Source organism: Olleya sp. ITB9, from assembly GCF_001315805.1.
GTDB classification, from domain to species: Bacteria; Bacteroidota; Bacteroidia; order Flavobacteriales; family Flavobacteriaceae; genus Olleya; species Olleya sediminilitoris.
The window spans coordinates 13,045-29,602 of record NZ_BCBW01000038.1; the positions used below are offsets into that span (position 1 = coordinate 13,045).

A 16,558-nucleotide genomic window follows, 5' to 3' on the forward strand; every position below is an offset into this window, starting at 1 on the left:
ACCGTTGTATTCACTACAAAAATATGACAATTATCATAGTTTGGTCATTTTTACCAATAAAAAACCACAAACGTTATTAAAAGTTCTTTTAGCGTTACTTTTTAAAAAAGATACATCATAAATTTGCTCACAATAAAGTCCCAGTCAGGTAAATGGAGCACTATCACATGTCAACAGGCACATATTTTTACGCCTTAGGTTTAAGTTATAAAAAAGCAGATGCAGAAATAAGAGGTCATTTTAGTTTAGATGAAACCTCTAAACTTGCGCTTTTATCTCAAGCACAATCCAGCGGAATCCAGAGTCTTATCGTTACATCTACATGTAATCGTACAGAAATCTATGGTTTTGCAGAACATCCTTATCAATTAATCCAATTATTGTGTGACAACACAAAAGGAACCGTTGACGAGTTTCAAAAATATGCTTACATCTACAAAGGTAACGAAGCTATTTCTCATTTATTTAGAGTTGGTTCTGGATTAGATAGTCAGATATTAGGTGATTTTGAAATTATTGGACAACTTAAAAAAAGCACATCAATCTCTAAAGAGCATGGATTACTTAATCCTTTTATAGAGCGTTTAGTGAACTCGGTTATACAGGCTAGCAAACGTATTAAAACTGAAACCGAAATCTCATCAGGTGCAACTAGTGTTTCATTTGCATCAGTTCAATACATATTAAATACAATAGAAAACGTAACGGATAAAAACATTTTATTATTCGGAACAGGTAAAATAGGTAGAAATACTTGTGAAAACCTAGTAAAACATACCAAAAACGAACAAATAACACTAATTAACAGAACCAAAGGTAAAGCAGAAGCTGTTGCTGGAAAGTTTAATTTAGTCGTTAAAGATTACGCTAATCTGCAAGAAGAAATTAATGAAGCAGATATATTAATTGTTGCAACAGGAGCACAAAACCCAACGGTTGACAAACAATTAATTCAATCTAAAAAAGACCTTTTAATTTTAGATTTATCAATACCTAAAAACGTAGACGAAAATGTAACAGATTTACCTAACGTCAAGCGTATACATTTAGACGATTTATCACAAATTACAGACGAAACTTTAGAGCGTAGAAAAAAACATATTCCGTTAGCAGAAAGCATTATAGAAGATATTAAAGCCGAATTTATCGGATGGTTAGAAACAAGAAAATTTGCACCTACAATTAAAGCGTTAAAACACAAACTTCAAAGTTTTAAAAATGCTGAATTAGATACGCAACGAAAAAAAATGGCTAACTTTAATGAAGAGCAAGCCGAAGTTATAAGTAATAAAATTATTCAAAAAATAACCAATCATTTCGCACATCATTTAAAAGATGATGCCTTCTCAACTGACGAAAGTTTGGAATTAATTAAAAAAGTGTTTCAATTAGAAAACACCTCAAAGCATGTCTAAAATAATTAGAATAGGAACTCGTGATAGCGAGTTAGCACTATACCAAGCAAAAGCAGTACAAAGTCAACTAGAACATTTAGGTCATCAAACACAATTAGTACCTGTAAAATCTACAGGAGACTTAGTTTTAGACAAACCATTGTACGAATTAGGAATCACAGGAATTTTTACTCGTACTTTAGATATTGCCATGTTAAATGGAGATATTGATATTGCAGTGCATAGTCTAAAAGATGTACCAACATTATTACCAAAAGGAATCGTTCAAGCTGCTGTTTTAAAACGTGGTAATGTTAGAGATACCTTATTATTTAAACATAACGAAGAGTTTTTAGGTGCTAGAGAAGCAACAATAGCAACCGGAAGTTTACGTCGTCGTGCACAATGGTTAAATCGTTACCCAACACATACTGTTGTAGACATTAGAGGTAATGTAAACACAAGGTTACAAAAACTAGAAGATAGTGACTGGAATGGAGCCATATTTGCAGCTGCAGGTATTGGTCGACTTGACCTTAGACCAGAAGATGCAGTAAATTTAGAATGGATGATTCCTGCTCCTGCTCAAGGTGCAATTATGATTGCTGCACTTGAAGAAGACGAGGAAACACTTGCTATTTTAAAAGAAATAAACCACGAAGAAACAGAAATTTGTACGACAATTGAGCGCGAATTTTTAAATAAACTTGAAGGTGGTTGTACAGCTCCAATTGGAGGACTTGCATTTATAAAAGACGAAGAAGTCACTTTTGAAGGCATACTTTTAAGTAAAGACGGAACCAAAAAAATACATGTTAAACGTGTCAAAGCTTTAGGCGAACACCATGATATTGCACAATGGTGTGCAGACTACATTTTAGAACGTGGTGGAAACCGTTTAATGGACGAGTTAAAAGAGTCTCATGTTCCAACAAACATATACTCAACTAAATCATTAACAGATGATCAACGTTTTTTACTAAACGATAAGGTAAAGGTCGAGAGTTCTGACTTTGTAAAAATCAGCTTAAACCGTATACATCCAAGATTTCTTAAAAATGAAATCCAAAATGTTGTTATCACAAGTCAAAATGCTGTAGAAGCTTTATTGACTAACTATTCAGCGGTAGAGCTTCAGTTTAAAAACATTTACTGCGTTGGAAGACGTACTAAAAAAATGATTGAGAACCGAATAGGTAAAGTAACACATACAGCTAAAAACGCTAAAAAACTGGCAGAATATCTTGTAGATAATATCGAAGGTACTGAGGTAACCTACTTCTGTAGCGACCTAAGATTAGATGATTTACCAACAATATTAACAGACAACAACATTATAGTTAATGAAGTTGAAGCCTATCAAACAAAATTAGATAGCGTGAAATTACCAGAATCTGTTGAAGGTGTTATGTTTTACAGTCCGTCAACAATACAGAGTTACAAAAAAGAAAACGAAGTAAAAGGTATCGCATTTTGTATTGGAGAAACCACTGCAAAAGAGGCTAAAAAGCACTTTAAAGATGTACGCGTAGCTAAAGTACCAACAGTAGAAAGTGTTATAGAATTAGTTAACCAACATTACGTATAAACATCATATTAACTAATTTAGTTAATAACAGTACAATCAATATAAATTTAAGTTGAATTAAAAACATTCCGTTTTAACGGAAAACTAAGATGATAAAAAACGATTTATTTTTAAGAGCATTAAAAGGAGAAACCGTAGAACGTCCACCAGTTTGGATGATGCGTCAAGCAGGACGTTATCTTCCTGAATTCATGGAAATAAAAGCTAAATACGACTTTTTTACACGTTGCCAAACTCCAGAATTAGCTAGTGAGATTACTGTACAACCAATACGTCGTTACGGTATGGATGCTGCAATATTATTTAGTGACATCTTAGTTATACCTCAAGCCATGAATATTGAGGTGCAAATGAAGCCTAATTTTGGACCATATTTACCAAATCCAATACGTACACAAAAAGATGTAGACAATGTTATCGTACCTGATGTAAAAGAAGCATTAGACTATGTTTACCAAGCTATAAAAGCAACTAAAGAAAAACTAAACAACGAAATTCCGTTAATAGGTTTTGCAGGTTCACCATGGACCATTTTATGCTATTGTGTGCAAGGTCAAGGATCTAAAAACTTTGACAAAGCAAAAGAGTTTTGTTTTACAAATCCTGTAGCTGCACACCAATTATTACAAAAAATTACAGATACAACTATTGCATATTTAAAAGAAAAAGTAAAAGCAGGTTGTAATGCTGTTCAAGTATTTGATTCTTGGGGAGGCATGTTGTCACCAGTAGATTATCAAGAATTTTCTTGGCAATATATCCAACAAATTATTGACGCATTAAAAGATGACGCTCCTGTTATTGCTTTCGGGAAAGGATGCTGGTTTGCTTTAGACCAAATGGCTAAATCTGGTGCAGCAGCATTAGGTGTAGACTGGACGTGTTCTGCTAGAAATGCACGTTATTTAACTGGAGGAAACATCACACTTCAAGGTAATTTTGATCCAACAAGATTATTTTCTCCACCAGCAGAAATTAAAAAAATGGTAACTCAAATGATTAACGACTTTGGTAAAGACAAATACATCGTTAATTTAGGTCATGGTATTTTACCAAACATACCTCTAGAAAACGCAAAAGCATTTATTGATGCAGTAAAAGAATATAAAGCGTAACAAAACGTTACACATGACGTCTTATTAGTTATGATACAAAACATAATAAAAGGAATAAATGGATACTCAGGTGCTCTTGCACTAATTTCAAGACTTAAACTTTGGAAGTATTTTTTTATTCCTATTATTATTAGCATTATAACAGCTGCTATTATTGGCGTTACAGCTTACGGACTTTCTGATAATATCGGACAATTTATTGCAAAAATCTGGTTTTGGGATTGGGGAAAACAAACCTTTACAACAATCTCTACAATAATTGGAGGCATCATTATAATTGCAATTGGCTTAATATTATACAAACACATAATAATGGCTTTATCTGCTCCATTTATGAGTCCAGTTTCAGAAAAAATCGAAACTCATATAACAGGAATTGTTAAACACAATCACAGAAAAACCTCTTTTCAAGAACAACTTTGGCGAGGCATAAGAATAAATATTAGAAATCTTGGACGCGAGCTTTTAATAACTATTCCTATATTACTACTTAAATTTATACCTGTAGTTAATATCTTTTCTACAGCTTTATTAATTATGGTACAATCCTATTATGCTGGTTTTGGTAATATGGATTACACTTTAGAACGTCATTTAAATTACAAAGACAGCGTTAAATTTATTAAACAAAATCGCGGATTAGCAATAGGTAACGGACTTGTTTTTATTCTATGCCTATTCATACCATTTATAGGTGTAATACTTGTTTTGCCACTTAGTGTAACTGCTGGAACTTTAACAACCGTCAAAAAACTAAAAACAAGTAATCAAACTTTAATGTAATGATTGCACAATTTGACACATTTGAAATCAACCCCATCCACAGTGGAGACGCTTGGAAACTATGTGATTTTATAATTGCCAATCAAGACAGATTACAACGTTATTTTCCAAAAACTATAGCGCAAAACCTAACACCTACGCTATCGGAAATATTCGTAAATAAAAAAGCTAAACAATTTAAAAATAAAGAGGAATTTTTATTCACTTTAAAACATATTCAAACCAGAGAAATATCAGGAATAATCTACATTAAAGACTTAAACTGGTCTACAAACCAAGGTGAGTTTGCTTATTGCATAGGTTACACTTATAAAGGTAAAGGCGTTACCACCAAAGCCATTAAATTTTTAATAGAATATGCTTTTACAGAATTACATTTAAAGACACTTAAAATTATAGTCCACAACACTAATAAAAGCAGTATAAAAGTTGCTGAAACAAATGGTTTTAAATGGATTAAAACTTTAAAAAACGAATTTACTCCTATTGGTGAAGATCCATTAAATATGGAGTTGTATAAATTATTTAAATAGCAACTAATGCCACACTTTGTAATAGACTGTTCCAAAAACATTTTAGATTTAAACAGTCCTGAAAACACACTTTTAACTGTACATAATGCTGCTGTAGAGACTAAATTATTTGACGAAGCAGATATTAAAGTCCGTCTAAATCCATTTGCAGACAATTATATGGTTGGCGGAAAAAAAACAGATTTCATTCATGTTTTTGCTAATATCATGGAAGGCAGAACGATTGAGCAAAAAGCTGAATTATCAAAAAACATAGTCACAGAATTAAAAAAATTGTTTCCTAACATTCCTTTTATAGCAATTAATATAAGAGATTTTGAAAAAGCAACATATTGTAACAAATCAATGGTATAAAAATGAAAGATAAATTTTTTGAATACATACACCAATTACAAGACAGCATAACAGCTGGATTAGAAAAAATAGATGGTAAAGCAACCTTTCAAGAAGACATTTGGAAACGACCAGAAGGTGGTGGTGGACGCACAAGAGTTATAGAGAACGGAAATGTTTTTGAAAAAGGTGGCGTTAATATTTCTGGTGTACACGGTAAATTACCTGATAGTATGCAAAAATATTTTGGTGTTGAAGATGCCGACTTTTTTGCTTGTGGCTTAAGCTTAGTATTACATCCAAAAAACCCAATGGTACCAACTGTACACGCAAATTGGCGTTATTTTGAGATGTACGATAAAGACGGAAATATTGTAGACCAATGGTTTGGAGGAGGACAAGATCTTACACCTTATTACCTATTTGATGAGGATGCAAAACACTTCCATCAAACTTGCAAAACCGCTTGTGATAAACACAATCCTAAGTTTTATCCAAAATACAAAGCACGTTGTGACGAGTACTTTTATAACGCACATCGTAATGAAGGACGTGGTTTAGGAGGATTATTTTTTGATTATTGTAAAGCCTCAGAAGATATGAGTATGCAAAACTGGTATGATTTTGTTACTGAAGTTGGTGATAGTTTTCTTGAGGCCTATCTTCCTATAGTTGAAAAAAGAAAAGATTTAGACTACATCAAAGCACAACGCGATTGGCAAGAAATACGTCGTGGACGCTATGTTGAGTTCAACTTAGTCCATGATAAAGGAACCCTTTTCGGTTTAAAAACCAATGGTAGAATAGAGAGTATTTTAATGAGCTTACCACCTCATGTACAATGGATTTACGACCATCATCCAGAACCAGGAAGTGAAGAAGAACGTTTAATAAACGTTTTAAAAAACCCAATAGATTGGGTATAATATGACTTGTTACTGCGGAAATACCAAAACCTACAAACAATGCTGTGAAGTGTTTCATTTAAATAATGGAAAAACCGAAACTGCAGAACAGTTAATGCGCTCAAGATATAGTGCTTTTGTGTTAGCAAAAGGTGATTATTTAATGCAAACACATCATGCCACAACTAGACCAGTTTCAGAAAAAAAAGCGATTGTAAAATGGGCGAAATCTGTAGAGTGGATAAAACTAGAGGTATTGGAAACTACCAAAGGTTTAAGTAAAAATGATAAAGGCACAGTAACATTTAATGCTTATTTTTATGACAAAGACAACATGGATGTCATTCATGAAAAGTCTGCTTTTATAAAAGAAAACAACAAATGGTATTACTTAGGTTATGCCAAAAATTAATAAAATTATGTATCCGATTAAAAGAAATAGAAGACTAAGAACAAACGAAGCTATTAGAAGCTTAGTAAGAGAAACTATAATATCTCCAAACGATTTTTTAGTACCACTTTTTATTGTGGAAGGACATGGTGTTAAAGAAGAAATTGCTTCAATGCCAAATTATTATCGTTACAGCTTGGATTTATTACAAGCCGAAGTTAAAGAGCTTTGGAAACTTGGACTAAAATCGGTATTACTATTTGTAAAAGTTCCTGATAATTTAAAAGATAACAAAGGTACTGAAGCATTAAATCCTGAAGGGTTAATGCAACGCGCAATTAAAACGGTTAAAAACGCATGTCCAGATATGTTAGTAATGACTGATGTTGCTTTAGATCCATATTCCATATATGGTCACGATGGAATAATTGAAAATGGAAAAGTAATGAACGATGACACAGTTGAAGTTTTAGCTGATATGAGTTTATCGCATGCGGAAGCTGGAGCAGATTTTGTAGCTCCAAGTGATATGATGGATGGTCGTATTTTGGCAATCCGTGAAGCCTTAGAAGACGATGGCTTTACAGATACTGGTATTATGAGCTATTCTGCCAAATATGCATCTGCTTTTTATGGACCGTTTAGAGATGCGTTGGACTCTGCTCCTGTAGATGCTCAAGAAATCCCAAAAGACAAAAAAACATACCAAATGGATTACGCTAACCGTTTTGAAGCCATACGTGAAACAGAAATGGATATAGACGAAGGAGCAGATATTGTTATGATAAAACCAGGCTTATGTTATTTGGATATTGTTAGAGAAATTAAAAACGAAGTTGACGTACCAGTAGCTGTGTATCAAGTATCAGGTGAATATGCGATGCTTAAGGCTGCTGCCGAAAAAGGTTGGCTAGACCATGATGCTGTTATGATGGAACAAATTACAGCAATCAAACGTGCAGGAGCAGATGTTATAGCAAGTTACTTTGCAAAAGATGTGGTAAAATTATTATTATAACTTAAAAAAGGTTTAACAACTATGTGTTGTTAAACCTTTTTAATTAAATATAGAGTTAATACCTCCATCTAAACCCCAACTTATACCTAAAACCGTTACTAAATTATCTGTAACAGGAAAATCTTTACCAAAACCTCCAATTAGGCTTAAACTAGTGTTTAATTGGTAGCTAATATTACCTACAGATCTATACAAATCCTCATTTAAAGAGCGTTTTAGATATTCGTAAGAAAATTTAATTTTTTTCAGTTCTAACTCTAATTTTCCACCATAGTCCCAAAAATGTTCTTTTGTATAAAGACCTGATTCATTAATATTAAATTCGTCATCAACATATTTACCAATACCATAAAAATGCAAGTAGGTTTCAGTGTTAAACTGTACAGCAAAATCTGCAGTTAACCAAGCACCAAATCTGTTAGCTGTATCAGTACTTATTTCGTTTTCTTTAAATAACAAACTATAAGCAACTGCTCCATCTAATCTAAAAATAGGTTTTATGGTTTTAGGGTTATTTACAAAGCTTTTTATATTACTACAACGGTCTTTAAAATAATTAGCAACTAATACTTCTTTTGTAATCGTTAACTTATCTAAAGCAGATAAAACTGCATGTGCACGAGTTGCCAAAGGGTCTGGATCGTCAGGATCTTGCTGATCTAAAACTCTAAACAAAAAATCATCCGCTAAAGTTTCGTATTTAGACTTTAATTCCAGATCAGTAGCTAATGCATTACAACTACCACTACCAGGAAAGTTAACACCTTCACCAGCTAAAAATTCTTCAAACAACTTATGTATTGGATCTGTAACACCATTATCTATTTGTTGTATTGCAGATTTAATATTCTCAATTCTATTAGCGTTATAAAACTGTAGAATAGTCGTTCTGTAACCAATAGCAATGGTTTTTTTATCGGTTTCAAAACCTTCAAACTGCTTTTCTAAATACCCAATTGATAAAGATGAGTTAGTTTTTAAGCCAATAAAAGGGTCTATATAACTCTTATTATTTTGGTTGTTTTTTAAGCCTCTGTAATCCTGATATGTTCTTTTAATTTTAAAATCTATAAGCCAATAGGGATTGACCTCTAATGCAATATTAGTGTTAGAAAAACCATTAGAAAGATATAAACCTAGTGCTTTTAAATTATCAGGTGTATTGATTTGTGTTGGTGTTTCGTCTAATAAAGTAAAGGCAGGATTAGTTGTACTTTCAAAATTAAAATCGTTGATAGAAGTAGTTTCTTGAGCCAATCCAATGACACAAAACAGTAAAGGAATGAATTGTAAAAATTTAATAATTTTCATAGCGATTAATTTAAATATTAAGTCAATTCAATATGTATTTTTTTGGAAATACTAAAGGTCTCATCGTCTGATTTACCTAGATCAAACTCGTTTTCATTATCTTGATAGTTTGAAGTAAAACTTGCTTCATTCAATTCATCTTTTAACAAGTAATTGCAAGTAGACATTTTTACAATAGCGTCTTTTAAGTCAATAGTATCGACAATAAAATTAGTTCTAATTTTTAAAATTGGACGTTTACTTAATCTAGATTTTTCAATGCTAGCAGAAAACACATTATTATCATCTTGAAAGGCATCAATTTTTCGCCAACGTCGTGGATGGTCTTCATGATAAATGGTTATAAATATTTTACTAGAACCATCCATAAGTGCATCACTGGACACAGTCACACTAATGTCTAGGGTTTGATTATCTAATTTGGTTTTAAATTCATCCATAATTAACTATTTTTTAAATCAAACTTTATATTAGACAAATTAGGTTACATTTATACTTACCAAGTTAAAAAAAATATGGTTATTTTTACAAAAACTTATACTTAATTAATGGCTTTACTAATATTTTACGGAGTAATATCGATCTTTTTCTCATTTTTATGTTCAATACTGGAAGCAGTGCTTTTAAGTGTAACACCAACTTTTATTAATGTTAAAAAACAAGAAGGTAGGGCTTTCGCCGAAAACTTAGAAGAACTAAAAAAAGATGTAGACAGACCATTAATTGCTATTTTAACATTAAATACAATAGCACATACGGTTGGTGCAATTTTAGTTGGTAAAGAAGCTGAAGGACTTTACGGAAGTGAAGGTGGTTACGGAGTGTTTATTGTGTCTGCAGTAATGACTATTTTAATATTAGTTGCTTCAGAAATTATACCTAAAACCATTGGTGCAACCTATTGGAAAGGTTTAGCTGGTTTTACAACAACAGCTCTAAACATTTTAATTTTCCCTTTAAAATGGACTGGTTTATTATGGCTAATGCAACTAACTACAAAGCTAATTGGTGGTAAAGGTCACGGAAGTGTTTTAAGTCGTGAAGGCTTTTTGGTTATGGCAGACATGGCACACGAAGAAGGTGTTTTTGAAGGTAACGAAAGTAAGATTATTAAAAACCTTTTAACTTTTAAAGAAGTTTTTGCAAAAAACGTAATGACACCTCGTACTGTCATGAAATCTGAAAACGAAACGACTACTGTTGAAGATTTTTTTAACAGAAATATGAACCTAAGATTTTCTAGAATACCTGTATATGCTGAAACTGAAGACAACATTAAAGGCTTAGTTTTAAAAGACGAAATTTTTAAAGAAATGGCTTTAGGTAATGGTAGTAAACAATTATCAGAACTAAAAAGAGATATCATTATTGTTAATCGTGATTTAGCAATACCTACTTTATTTGAACAATTAGTAGAGACTAGAAACCACATGGCTTTGGTGGTTGACGAGTATGGAAGCGTTAGTGGTATTGTTACCATGGAAGACGTTATTGAAACACTTTTAGGAATGGAAATCATGGATGAAAGCGATAATGTTAGCGACTTACAAAGTCTGGCTAGAAAAAGTTGGGAAGCTAGAGCTAAAAAACTTGGCATTATAGAAGAAAAAAATCCGGAATAACAATGGAAGAATGCATTATCAATTCGCCTTTAGGCTTTACTAAAATAACGGGTGATTTAGATGGTATTGCATCAGTAGTTGTATTAAATACAGAAGAAAAAACAACCACTATTATACCCAAAGTTTTAGAGGATTGTGTCCTTCAATTAAACCAATATTTTAAAGGTTTACGTCAACAATTCAGCGTAAAGCTAAACCCAAAAGGCACAGATTTTCAAAATAAGGTTTGGAATGCTTTACAAACTATTCCTCATGGCAAAACAACGTCCTATCTTCAGCTTTCAAAACAATTAGGAGACCCAAAAGCTATCAGAGCAGTTGCTAATGCCAATGGTAAAAATCCGTTATGGATTATAATACCTTGTCACAGAGTTATAGGTAGTGATGGTAGTTTAACAGGTTATGCTGGAGGATTACATCGCAAACAATGGCTACTTAATCACGAAAGTCCAAACAAACAACAATCTTTATTTTAATGTATAAAATTGCAACCGAATTTTTAACACGATTTGTAAAACCATCAACCATCTACAAATATGGTTTTAACTGGTCACCAATGTACAAACGTACCACTGCCAAAATAACAGAAGTTAGCGACGATTTACATTACGTAAAAATCCGATTAAAACTAAATTGGAAAAACCGTAATTATGCTGGATCAATTTTTGGTGGCAGTATGTTATCTGCAACAGACCCAATTTACATGATACAATTAATACAAATACTAGGTAAAGACTATGTGGTTTGGGACAAAGCAGTAACTGCAAAGTATAAACGTCCAGGAAAAAGCACTATTTATGGTGAGTTTATTTTTACAGAAGAAGAAATTGAAGCCTTAAAGACTAAGTTAAAAACTAAACAGCAAGTTGATATTATCAAAACCATGAATTTGGTTAATGACAAAAAGGAAGTGATAGCCGAATTTACTAAGACTTTATACATAGCAAAAAAAGACTACTACAAACAAAAACTAGCTGCAAGAAAAGCAAAATAACTAGCATTAATTTATTATTTCATTATATTTAAGTTCTAAACTAATTAAATCAATGAAATTTTTAAAAAAGCTATTAAAAGTACTTGTGGTACTTTTTGCATTATTAATTGCAACACTTTACATAACAGACACAGACTATTTAATAAAAGCAGTACGTACAATTTACATGCGTGGTCACACGACTGCTTTTTTAGATGATTACCAAAAGTTTGACAACCAAGTTATAGAAAATGGTACACCTCAACCTTGGCCAAATCACAAGGATTATAATTCGGTTAAAGAAACCTCAACACTAGACAAAGCAAACAAAGATTGGGGAACTATAGCTTATGTTATAATAAAAAACGATAGTATTTGGTTTGAAAACTACTATGATGGTTACAATAAAGACTCTAAAACCAACTCATTTTCGATGGCTAAAAGTTATGTTTCCGGATTAATGGGTAAAGCATTAATGGAAGGTCACATTAAAAGTTTAGACCAACCCGTTTGTGACTTTTTACCAGCCTTTTGTGATGGTGATGCAGCAAAAATGACTGTTGGTGATTTAAGTAGTATGGCCTCAGGTACTAATTGGGACGAAGCTTACTATTCGCCTTTATCTATTACTACACGTGCCTATTTTGATGACGATTTACAAAAAGTAATGAATGGCTTGAAAGTGGTAACACAACCAGGACAAGCTTTTAAATACTCTAGTGGAGACACACAAATGCTAGCTATGGTTATTGAAAAAGCTACAGGTAAAAAAATGTATAACTATTTAGAAGAAAGCTTCTGGAAACCTTTAGGAAGCGAAAACTCAACTTTATGGCAATTAGATAGTGAAGAAGACGATTTGGTAAAAGCGTACTGCTGTATAGCTAGTAACGCTAAAGATTTTGCGCGTTACGGAAAATTATATAAAGACCATGGAAAATGGAATGGTAAACAAATTTTAGACTCTGCTTTTGTTGCAAAATCCTTAAAACCTCGTTTTGCTGCTAGTCCAGAGTATGGTTATGGATGGTGGAGAAAAAACCAAAACGGAAAAGACTTTGTCATGATGCGTGGACACCTTGGACAATACGTAATTGTACAGCCAGAAGACAATGTGATTATTGTGCGTTTAGGACATCAAAAATCACCAGATGCTGGTGTTGGAATTTTCACAAATGATATTGCTTTATATATTGATGAAGCTTATAAAATGATGGAAACTAACTCTACAAAATAAGCATAATGATTACCAAACTCAACCTTGAAAACATCTTGTTTTTAGACATTGAAACTGTTCCTGAAACCGAGAATTTTTCGGATTTAGATAAAACCAAACAAGACCTTTGGGAAGCCAAATCACGTTACCAACGTAAGGAAGAGTTTACAGCTGAAGAATTTTATGATCGTGCTGGGATTTGGGCTGAATTTGGAAAAATAATATGTATTTCGGTTGGCTATTTTACTATTCAAGGAGACACACGTTTATTTAGAACCACCTCTTTTTATGGTGAAGAACGTAAACTTTTAGTCGAATTTAAAAACCTTTTAATTTCTCATTTTAGCCAAGCTAAACATTTACTTTGTGCACATAATGGTAAAGAATTTGATTTTCCGTACATAGCAAGACGTATGATTATCCATAACATAGAGCTACCTTATAAATTAAATTTATTTGGTAAAAAACCATGGGAAGTCCCACATTTAGACACCATGGAATTATGGAAATTTGGCGATTACAAAACCTACACTTCTTTAAAATTAATGACCAATGTTCTTGGTATACCATCGCCTAAAGATGATATAGACGGAAGCGAAGTCTACAGTGTATATTACCAAACTAATGATATAGATAGAATCATTACTTATTGTGAAAAAGACACCATAGCAGTCGCTCAAATATTTTTGAGACTACGTGGTGATTCAATTTTAAATGATGATGAAATCATACATGTTTAAAAATTATGATATATAAAAAGCCTCAACATAAGTTGAGGCTTTTTTTTTTGGTTGATTAATTTACTACCAACAAGATTTATTCTTTTACAAACTTTCTTGTCTCAATAGTGTCGTTAACTTCAAATTGAATTAAGTATAAACCAGCTTCTAATTTACTGACGTTTATTCCGTTTGAAGTTGTGATACCTTTTGCAACTTGTTGTCCAAGCATATTAACTACCGTAAATGGTAAGTTTTCAATATTAGCTTTTACAAATAACATATTGCCTTTAACAGGGTTTGGATAAATAGAAATATCTACACCTAGATATTGAACAAAACCATCATTAGACAATCTTGCTGTACCACAAGACCCTAAGTTGGTCCATCCACTAGCTGTTCTTTCATATAATGTATCAAGGTAGACTACCTGATCTCCAACTACGTAAGTTTGAGTACTAACGTATTCTGGAACTCCAGCACATTTATCTGCAGATCCATTAGTTAAACTAATTGCATCTACTGCCATATCACCTTGCCATGTTGTACCTGTAGTACCATCAAACCTTAACTGAATAGAGTCTCCAGAATAAGATGATAAATCTACACTACCATCTAACCAAGCATTACCTTGATTACCTGATTGCGACCAAACAGTAGACCATGAAGATCCATTATTTGTACTTATAGCTAAACTTAAACTTCCCATAGCAGTTGCTCCATACATATGGTATTTAAAATTAAAAGTACCGTTTGACACTCCAGATAAGTCAAAGCAAGGAGAGACTAATATAGCACGTTTAGTGGAATAATTTGGTGCTGAAGATTCCATGAATGCGTATTGAGAACCAGAGCTTGCGCTTGATGGTCCTGTATTGCTAGAAGGAGTTGCTCCACTAGTAGTTGTCCAATTAAAATCATCTCCAGAACCTTGTGTCCAAGCCCCAAATCCTGATTCAAATCCTTCACTATACGGAAACGAAGTTATAGCTCCAGAACATCCTGATGTATTTGCAGGACTAACTACAACACTTCTTGATATTTGATTAGCCGCATTACCAGCAGCATCAGTTACATTATAGTTTCTAGTGTAAGTTCCTGCTGTATTTGTATTTACAGTACCAGAAATTACAATGCTAGACGTAATATTACCATCTATATTATCTGTAGCTGTAGCACCTAATTCAGTATAAGTATCTCCAACAGTTAAATTAATGGTTGATGCACCAACTAATGTTATTACTGGCTTAACTGTATCTGCTACACTTCCTAAACAAAAATTAGTAGAATCAGAGTTAGTAAATGATCCTCCAGAAGCTAACGTTGTAGATCCATTAGTTACACTGTAAGAACCGTTACCATAAGAGCAACATATACCATCTCCATAAACATCAGTTATAACAAAGTCATAACATCCATTTGGTAAACAATAACTTTCGTTAACTGTTGATCCATCAGCATTAGCAGAAGAGTATGCTCCAGAAGCAACTGTAGTTCCGCTTGCGTTTACTAAAGTCCAAGCTGTTTCTTCAGGATAACTATCAAAAGTAATAGACACATTAATTTCATTATCATTACAAGCTGTTTGACATGGCGCACAAGATGATCCACCACAATCTACACCAGTTTCATCTCCATTCTGTACACCATCTGTACAAGTTGGAGTGGTTCCACCTCCTCCACATTTATCAGATAAAGCTAAAGAGCGTCTTACTCCTCCAGCTTCTAAAACAGCACGCATACGTGCTTTTTGACCTTGAGTAAATAAGTTCATACAAGAGTCATTAGTATAGTCCATGTAGTTTTGTACCATATCTGTGGATCCACAAGATACTTGTCCTATTGGACAACCACCATTTGAAGTTTGATGTGTTGGTGTATCACTTACAAAGTCATTACCGCAATTAGAGTCTCCCCAAATATGTCTTAGGTTTAAATAATGCCCAACTTCATGCGTCGTTGTACGTCCTCCATCAAAAGGCGCGCTAACATTACCTACACGTCCAAAATAATTGTAACCCATAACAACTCCATCAGTAGCAGCACTACCGCCTGGAAATTGAGCGTAACCTAATATTGTTCCTCCTTGACTAGTCATTAAAGGCACAATCCACATATTTAGATATTCTGAAGTGTCCCAAGGGTTGACACCTCCTGTTGAAGATCTTTTCATGTCATCTGAAGTTCCCCAATCTTGACGGGTTACTTGTTTTCTAGTAATACCTGTTGTCGCATTTCCGTTAGGATCTACAGTCGACAAACAAAACTGAATTTCGGTATCTGCTGCTTGTGACCATGCATTGTCTGCATCTGGATTTGTACGTCTAAAATCTTCGTTTAAAACATCTAATTGTGACTGGATTTGAGCCTCACTAATGTTTTCTGTACTATTTCTATACAATACATGTATTACAACAGGTATAGTAATTATGCTTCCGTCAACTCTGGCACTTTCTGGTTGTGCCATTTTTTGCTGTGTAAAAGCTTCAATTTGGTTCATCCTATGTTCAAGGGTAGGATCCAATTGTTTTCGATATTCTAAGTTTTCCATAGTGCTACAATTTCTGTCTTGCTGAGCAAACACAGAACAAGCAAAAAAGAAACTTAGAAAAGTTAATGTAATTGTTTTTTTCATGTTAAATGGTTAATTAATTAAT

17 protein-coding genes are annotated in these 16,558 nt (G+C 33.1%); 14 read left to right on the plus strand and 3 right to left on the minus strand.

Going from position 1 to position 16,558, the window contains the following annotated elements:
* Positions 1-152: 152 nt before the first annotated feature.
* The 9 genes from hemA to hemB all read left to right on the plus strand — a co-directional run bounded on the left by hemA (position 153) and on the right by hemB (position 8,060).
* On the plus strand, positions 153-1,415 hold the full coding sequence (gene hemA / locus ITB9_RS10700) for a glutamyl-tRNA reductase (RefSeq protein WP_028288750.1): 1,263 nt from the start codon (positions 153-155) through the stop codon (positions 1,413-1,415).
* Positions 1,408-2,982, plus strand: coding sequence for a hydroxymethylbilane synthase (gene hemC, locus ITB9_RS10705; RefSeq protein ID WP_054852216.1), 1,575 nt, complete (start codon positions 1,408-1,410; stop codon positions 2,980-2,982). The genes hemA and hemC overlap by 8 nt, the downstream gene beginning before the upstream one ends.
* An 89-nt stretch (positions 2,983-3,071) precedes the next feature.
* Positions 3,072-4,097, plus strand: coding sequence for a uroporphyrinogen decarboxylase (hemE, locus tag ITB9_RS10710; protein WP_054852217.1), 1,026 nt, complete (start codon positions 3,072-3,074; stop codon positions 4,095-4,097).
* Positions 4,098-4,127: 30 nt separating this feature from the next.
* Complete coding sequence (locus ITB9_RS10715) at positions 4,128-4,880, plus strand: EI24 domain-containing protein (protein WP_054852218.1); 753 nt, start codon at positions 4,128-4,130, stop codon at positions 4,878-4,880.
* Positions 4,880-5,413 carry a GNAT family N-acetyltransferase gene (locus tag ITB9_RS10720; RefSeq protein WP_054852219.1) on the plus strand — a complete coding sequence of 178 codons (534 nt, stop codon included), beginning with the start codon at positions 4,880-4,882 and terminating at the stop codon, positions 5,411-5,413. Before ITB9_RS10715 ends, ITB9_RS10720 begins: the two co-directional genes overlap by 1 nt.
* 6 nt (positions 5,414-5,419) lie before the next feature.
* On the plus strand, positions 5,420-5,767 hold the full coding sequence (locus ITB9_RS10725) for a 5-carboxymethyl-2-hydroxymuconate Delta-isomerase (RefSeq protein ID WP_054852220.1): 348 nt from the start codon (positions 5,420-5,422) through the stop codon (positions 5,765-5,767).
* Positions 5,768-5,769: 2 nt separating this feature from the next.
* Entirely contained in the window at positions 5,770-6,672 is a 903-nt protein-coding gene (gene hemF, locus ITB9_RS10730) for an oxygen-dependent coproporphyrinogen oxidase (protein WP_054852221.1), read from the plus strand.
* 1 nt (position 6,673) lies between these two features.
* The gene (locus tag ITB9_RS10735) at positions 6,674-7,063 is read left to right on the plus strand and encodes a YchJ family protein (RefSeq protein WP_054852222.1); all 390 of its coding nucleotides are present in this window, start codon (positions 6,674-6,676) and stop codon (positions 7,061-7,063) included.
* Between the two features lie 7 nt (positions 7,064-7,070).
* The gene (gene hemB, locus ITB9_RS10740) at positions 7,071-8,060 is read left to right on the plus strand and encodes a porphobilinogen synthase (protein ID WP_054852294.1); all 990 of its coding nucleotides are present in this window, start codon (positions 7,071-7,073) and stop codon (positions 8,058-8,060) included.
* A gap of 39 nt (positions 8,061-8,099) precedes the next feature.
* On the opposite strand, the gene ITB9_RS10745 is transcribed toward hemB, so the two are convergent.
* Positions 8,100-9,371 carry a hypothetical protein gene (locus ITB9_RS10745; RefSeq protein ID WP_054852223.1) on the minus strand — a complete coding sequence of 424 codons (1,272 nt, stop codon included), beginning with the start codon at positions 9,369-9,371 and terminating at the stop codon, positions 8,100-8,102.
* A gap of 17 nt (positions 9,372-9,388) precedes the next feature.
* Positions 9,389-9,811 (minus strand): hypothetical protein, encoded by a 423-nt coding sequence (locus tag ITB9_RS10750; RefSeq protein WP_054852224.1) that lies wholly within the window; start codon positions 9,809-9,811, stop codon positions 9,389-9,391.
* A 108-nt stretch (positions 9,812-9,919) separates the two neighbouring features.
* On the opposite strand from ITB9_RS10750, the gene ITB9_RS10755 reads away from it, so the two are divergent.
* The 5 genes from ITB9_RS10755 to ITB9_RS10775 are packed head-to-tail and all read left to right on the plus strand — an operon-like array spanning position 9,920 to position 13,922.
* On the plus strand, positions 9,920-10,993 hold the full coding sequence (locus ITB9_RS10755) for a CNNM domain-containing protein (RefSeq protein ID WP_054852225.1): 1,074 nt from the start codon (positions 9,920-9,922) through the stop codon (positions 10,991-10,993).
* 2 nt (positions 10,994-10,995) lie between these two features.
* Positions 10,996-11,469 (plus strand): methylated-DNA--[protein]-cysteine S-methyltransferase, encoded by a 474-nt coding sequence (locus ITB9_RS10760; RefSeq protein ID WP_054852226.1) that lies wholly within the window; start codon positions 10,996-10,998, stop codon positions 11,467-11,469.
* Entirely contained in the window at positions 11,469-11,987 is a 519-nt protein-coding gene (locus ITB9_RS10765; protein WP_054852227.1) for a DUF4442 domain-containing protein, read from the plus strand. The genes ITB9_RS10760 and ITB9_RS10765 overlap by 1 nt, the downstream gene beginning before the upstream one ends.
* Before the next feature lie 52 nt (positions 11,988-12,039).
* Positions 12,040-13,203: a serine hydrolase gene (locus ITB9_RS10770; RefSeq protein WP_054852228.1), complete on the plus strand. Its 1,164-nt coding sequence runs from the start codon at positions 12,040-12,042 to the stop codon at positions 13,201-13,203.
* A gap of 5 nt (positions 13,204-13,208) precedes the next feature.
* Positions 13,209-13,922: a 3'-5' exonuclease gene (locus tag ITB9_RS10775; RefSeq protein WP_028606704.1), complete on the plus strand. Its 714-nt coding sequence runs from the start codon at positions 13,209-13,211 to the stop codon at positions 13,920-13,922.
* A 76-nt stretch (positions 13,923-13,998) separates the two neighbouring features.
* On the opposite strand, the gene ITB9_RS10780 is transcribed toward ITB9_RS10775, so the two are convergent.
* The gene (locus ITB9_RS10780) at positions 13,999-16,536 is read right to left on the minus strand and encodes an immunoglobulin-like domain-containing protein (RefSeq protein ID WP_054852229.1); all 2,538 of its coding nucleotides are present in this window, start codon (positions 16,534-16,536) and stop codon (positions 13,999-14,001) included.
* Positions 16,537-16,558 lie beyond the last annotated feature (22 nt).

Bases quoted from the DNA above. Each gene is read 5' to 3' on its own strand.
- ITB9_RS10780 (WP_054852229.1), bottom strand. From the start codon at position 16,536: ATGAAAAAAACAATTACATTAACTTTTCTAAGTTTCTTTTTTGCTTGT.
- ITB9_RS10725 (WP_054852220.1), top strand. From the start codon at position 5,420: ATGCCACACTTTGTAATAGACTGTTCCAAAAACATTTTAGATTTAAAC.
- ITB9_RS10770 (WP_054852228.1), top strand. From the start codon at position 12,040: ATGAAATTTTTAAAAAAGCTATTAAAAGTACTTGTGGTACTTTTTGCA.
- ITB9_RS10750 (WP_054852224.1), bottom strand. From the start codon at position 9,811: ATGGATGAATTTAAAACCAAATTAGATAATCAAACCCTAGACATTAGT.
- ITB9_RS10745 (WP_054852223.1), bottom strand. From the start codon at position 9,371: ATGAAAATTATTAAATTTTTACAATTCATTCCTTTACTGTTTTGTGTC.
- hemF (WP_054852221.1), top strand. From the start codon at position 5,770: ATGAAAGATAAATTTTTTGAATACATACACCAATTACAAGACAGCATA.
- ITB9_RS10760 (WP_054852226.1), top strand. From the start codon at position 10,996: ATGGAAGAATGCATTATCAATTCGCCTTTAGGCTTTACTAAAATAACG.
- ITB9_RS10755 (WP_054852225.1), top strand. From the start codon at position 9,920: ATGGCTTTACTAATATTTTACGGAGTAATATCGATCTTTTTCTCATTT.
- hemA (WP_028288750.1), top strand. From the start codon at position 153: ATGGAGCACTATCACATGTCAACAGGCACATATTTTTACGCCTTAGGT.
- hemE (WP_054852217.1), top strand. From the start codon at position 3,072: ATGATAAAAAACGATTTATTTTTAAGAGCATTAAAAGGAGAAACCGTA.
- ITB9_RS10735 (WP_054852222.1), top strand. From the start codon at position 6,674: ATGACTTGTTACTGCGGAAATACCAAAACCTACAAACAATGCTGTGAA.
- ITB9_RS10715 (WP_054852218.1), top strand. From the start codon at position 4,128: ATGATACAAAACATAATAAAAGGAATAAATGGATACTCAGGTGCTCTT.
- ITB9_RS10775 (WP_028606704.1), top strand. From the start codon at position 13,209: ATGATTACCAAACTCAACCTTGAAAACATCTTGTTTTTAGACATTGAA.
- ITB9_RS10765 (WP_054852227.1), top strand. From the start codon at position 11,469: ATGTATAAAATTGCAACCGAATTTTTAACACGATTTGTAAAACCATCA.
- hemC (WP_054852216.1), top strand. From the start codon at position 1,408: ATGTCTAAAATAATTAGAATAGGAACTCGTGATAGCGAGTTAGCACTA.
- ITB9_RS10720 (WP_054852219.1), top strand. From the start codon at position 4,880: ATGATTGCACAATTTGACACATTTGAAATCAACCCCATCCACAGTGGA.
- hemB (WP_054852294.1), top strand. From the start codon at position 7,071: ATGTATCCGATTAAAAGAAATAGAAGACTAAGAACAAACGAAGCTATT.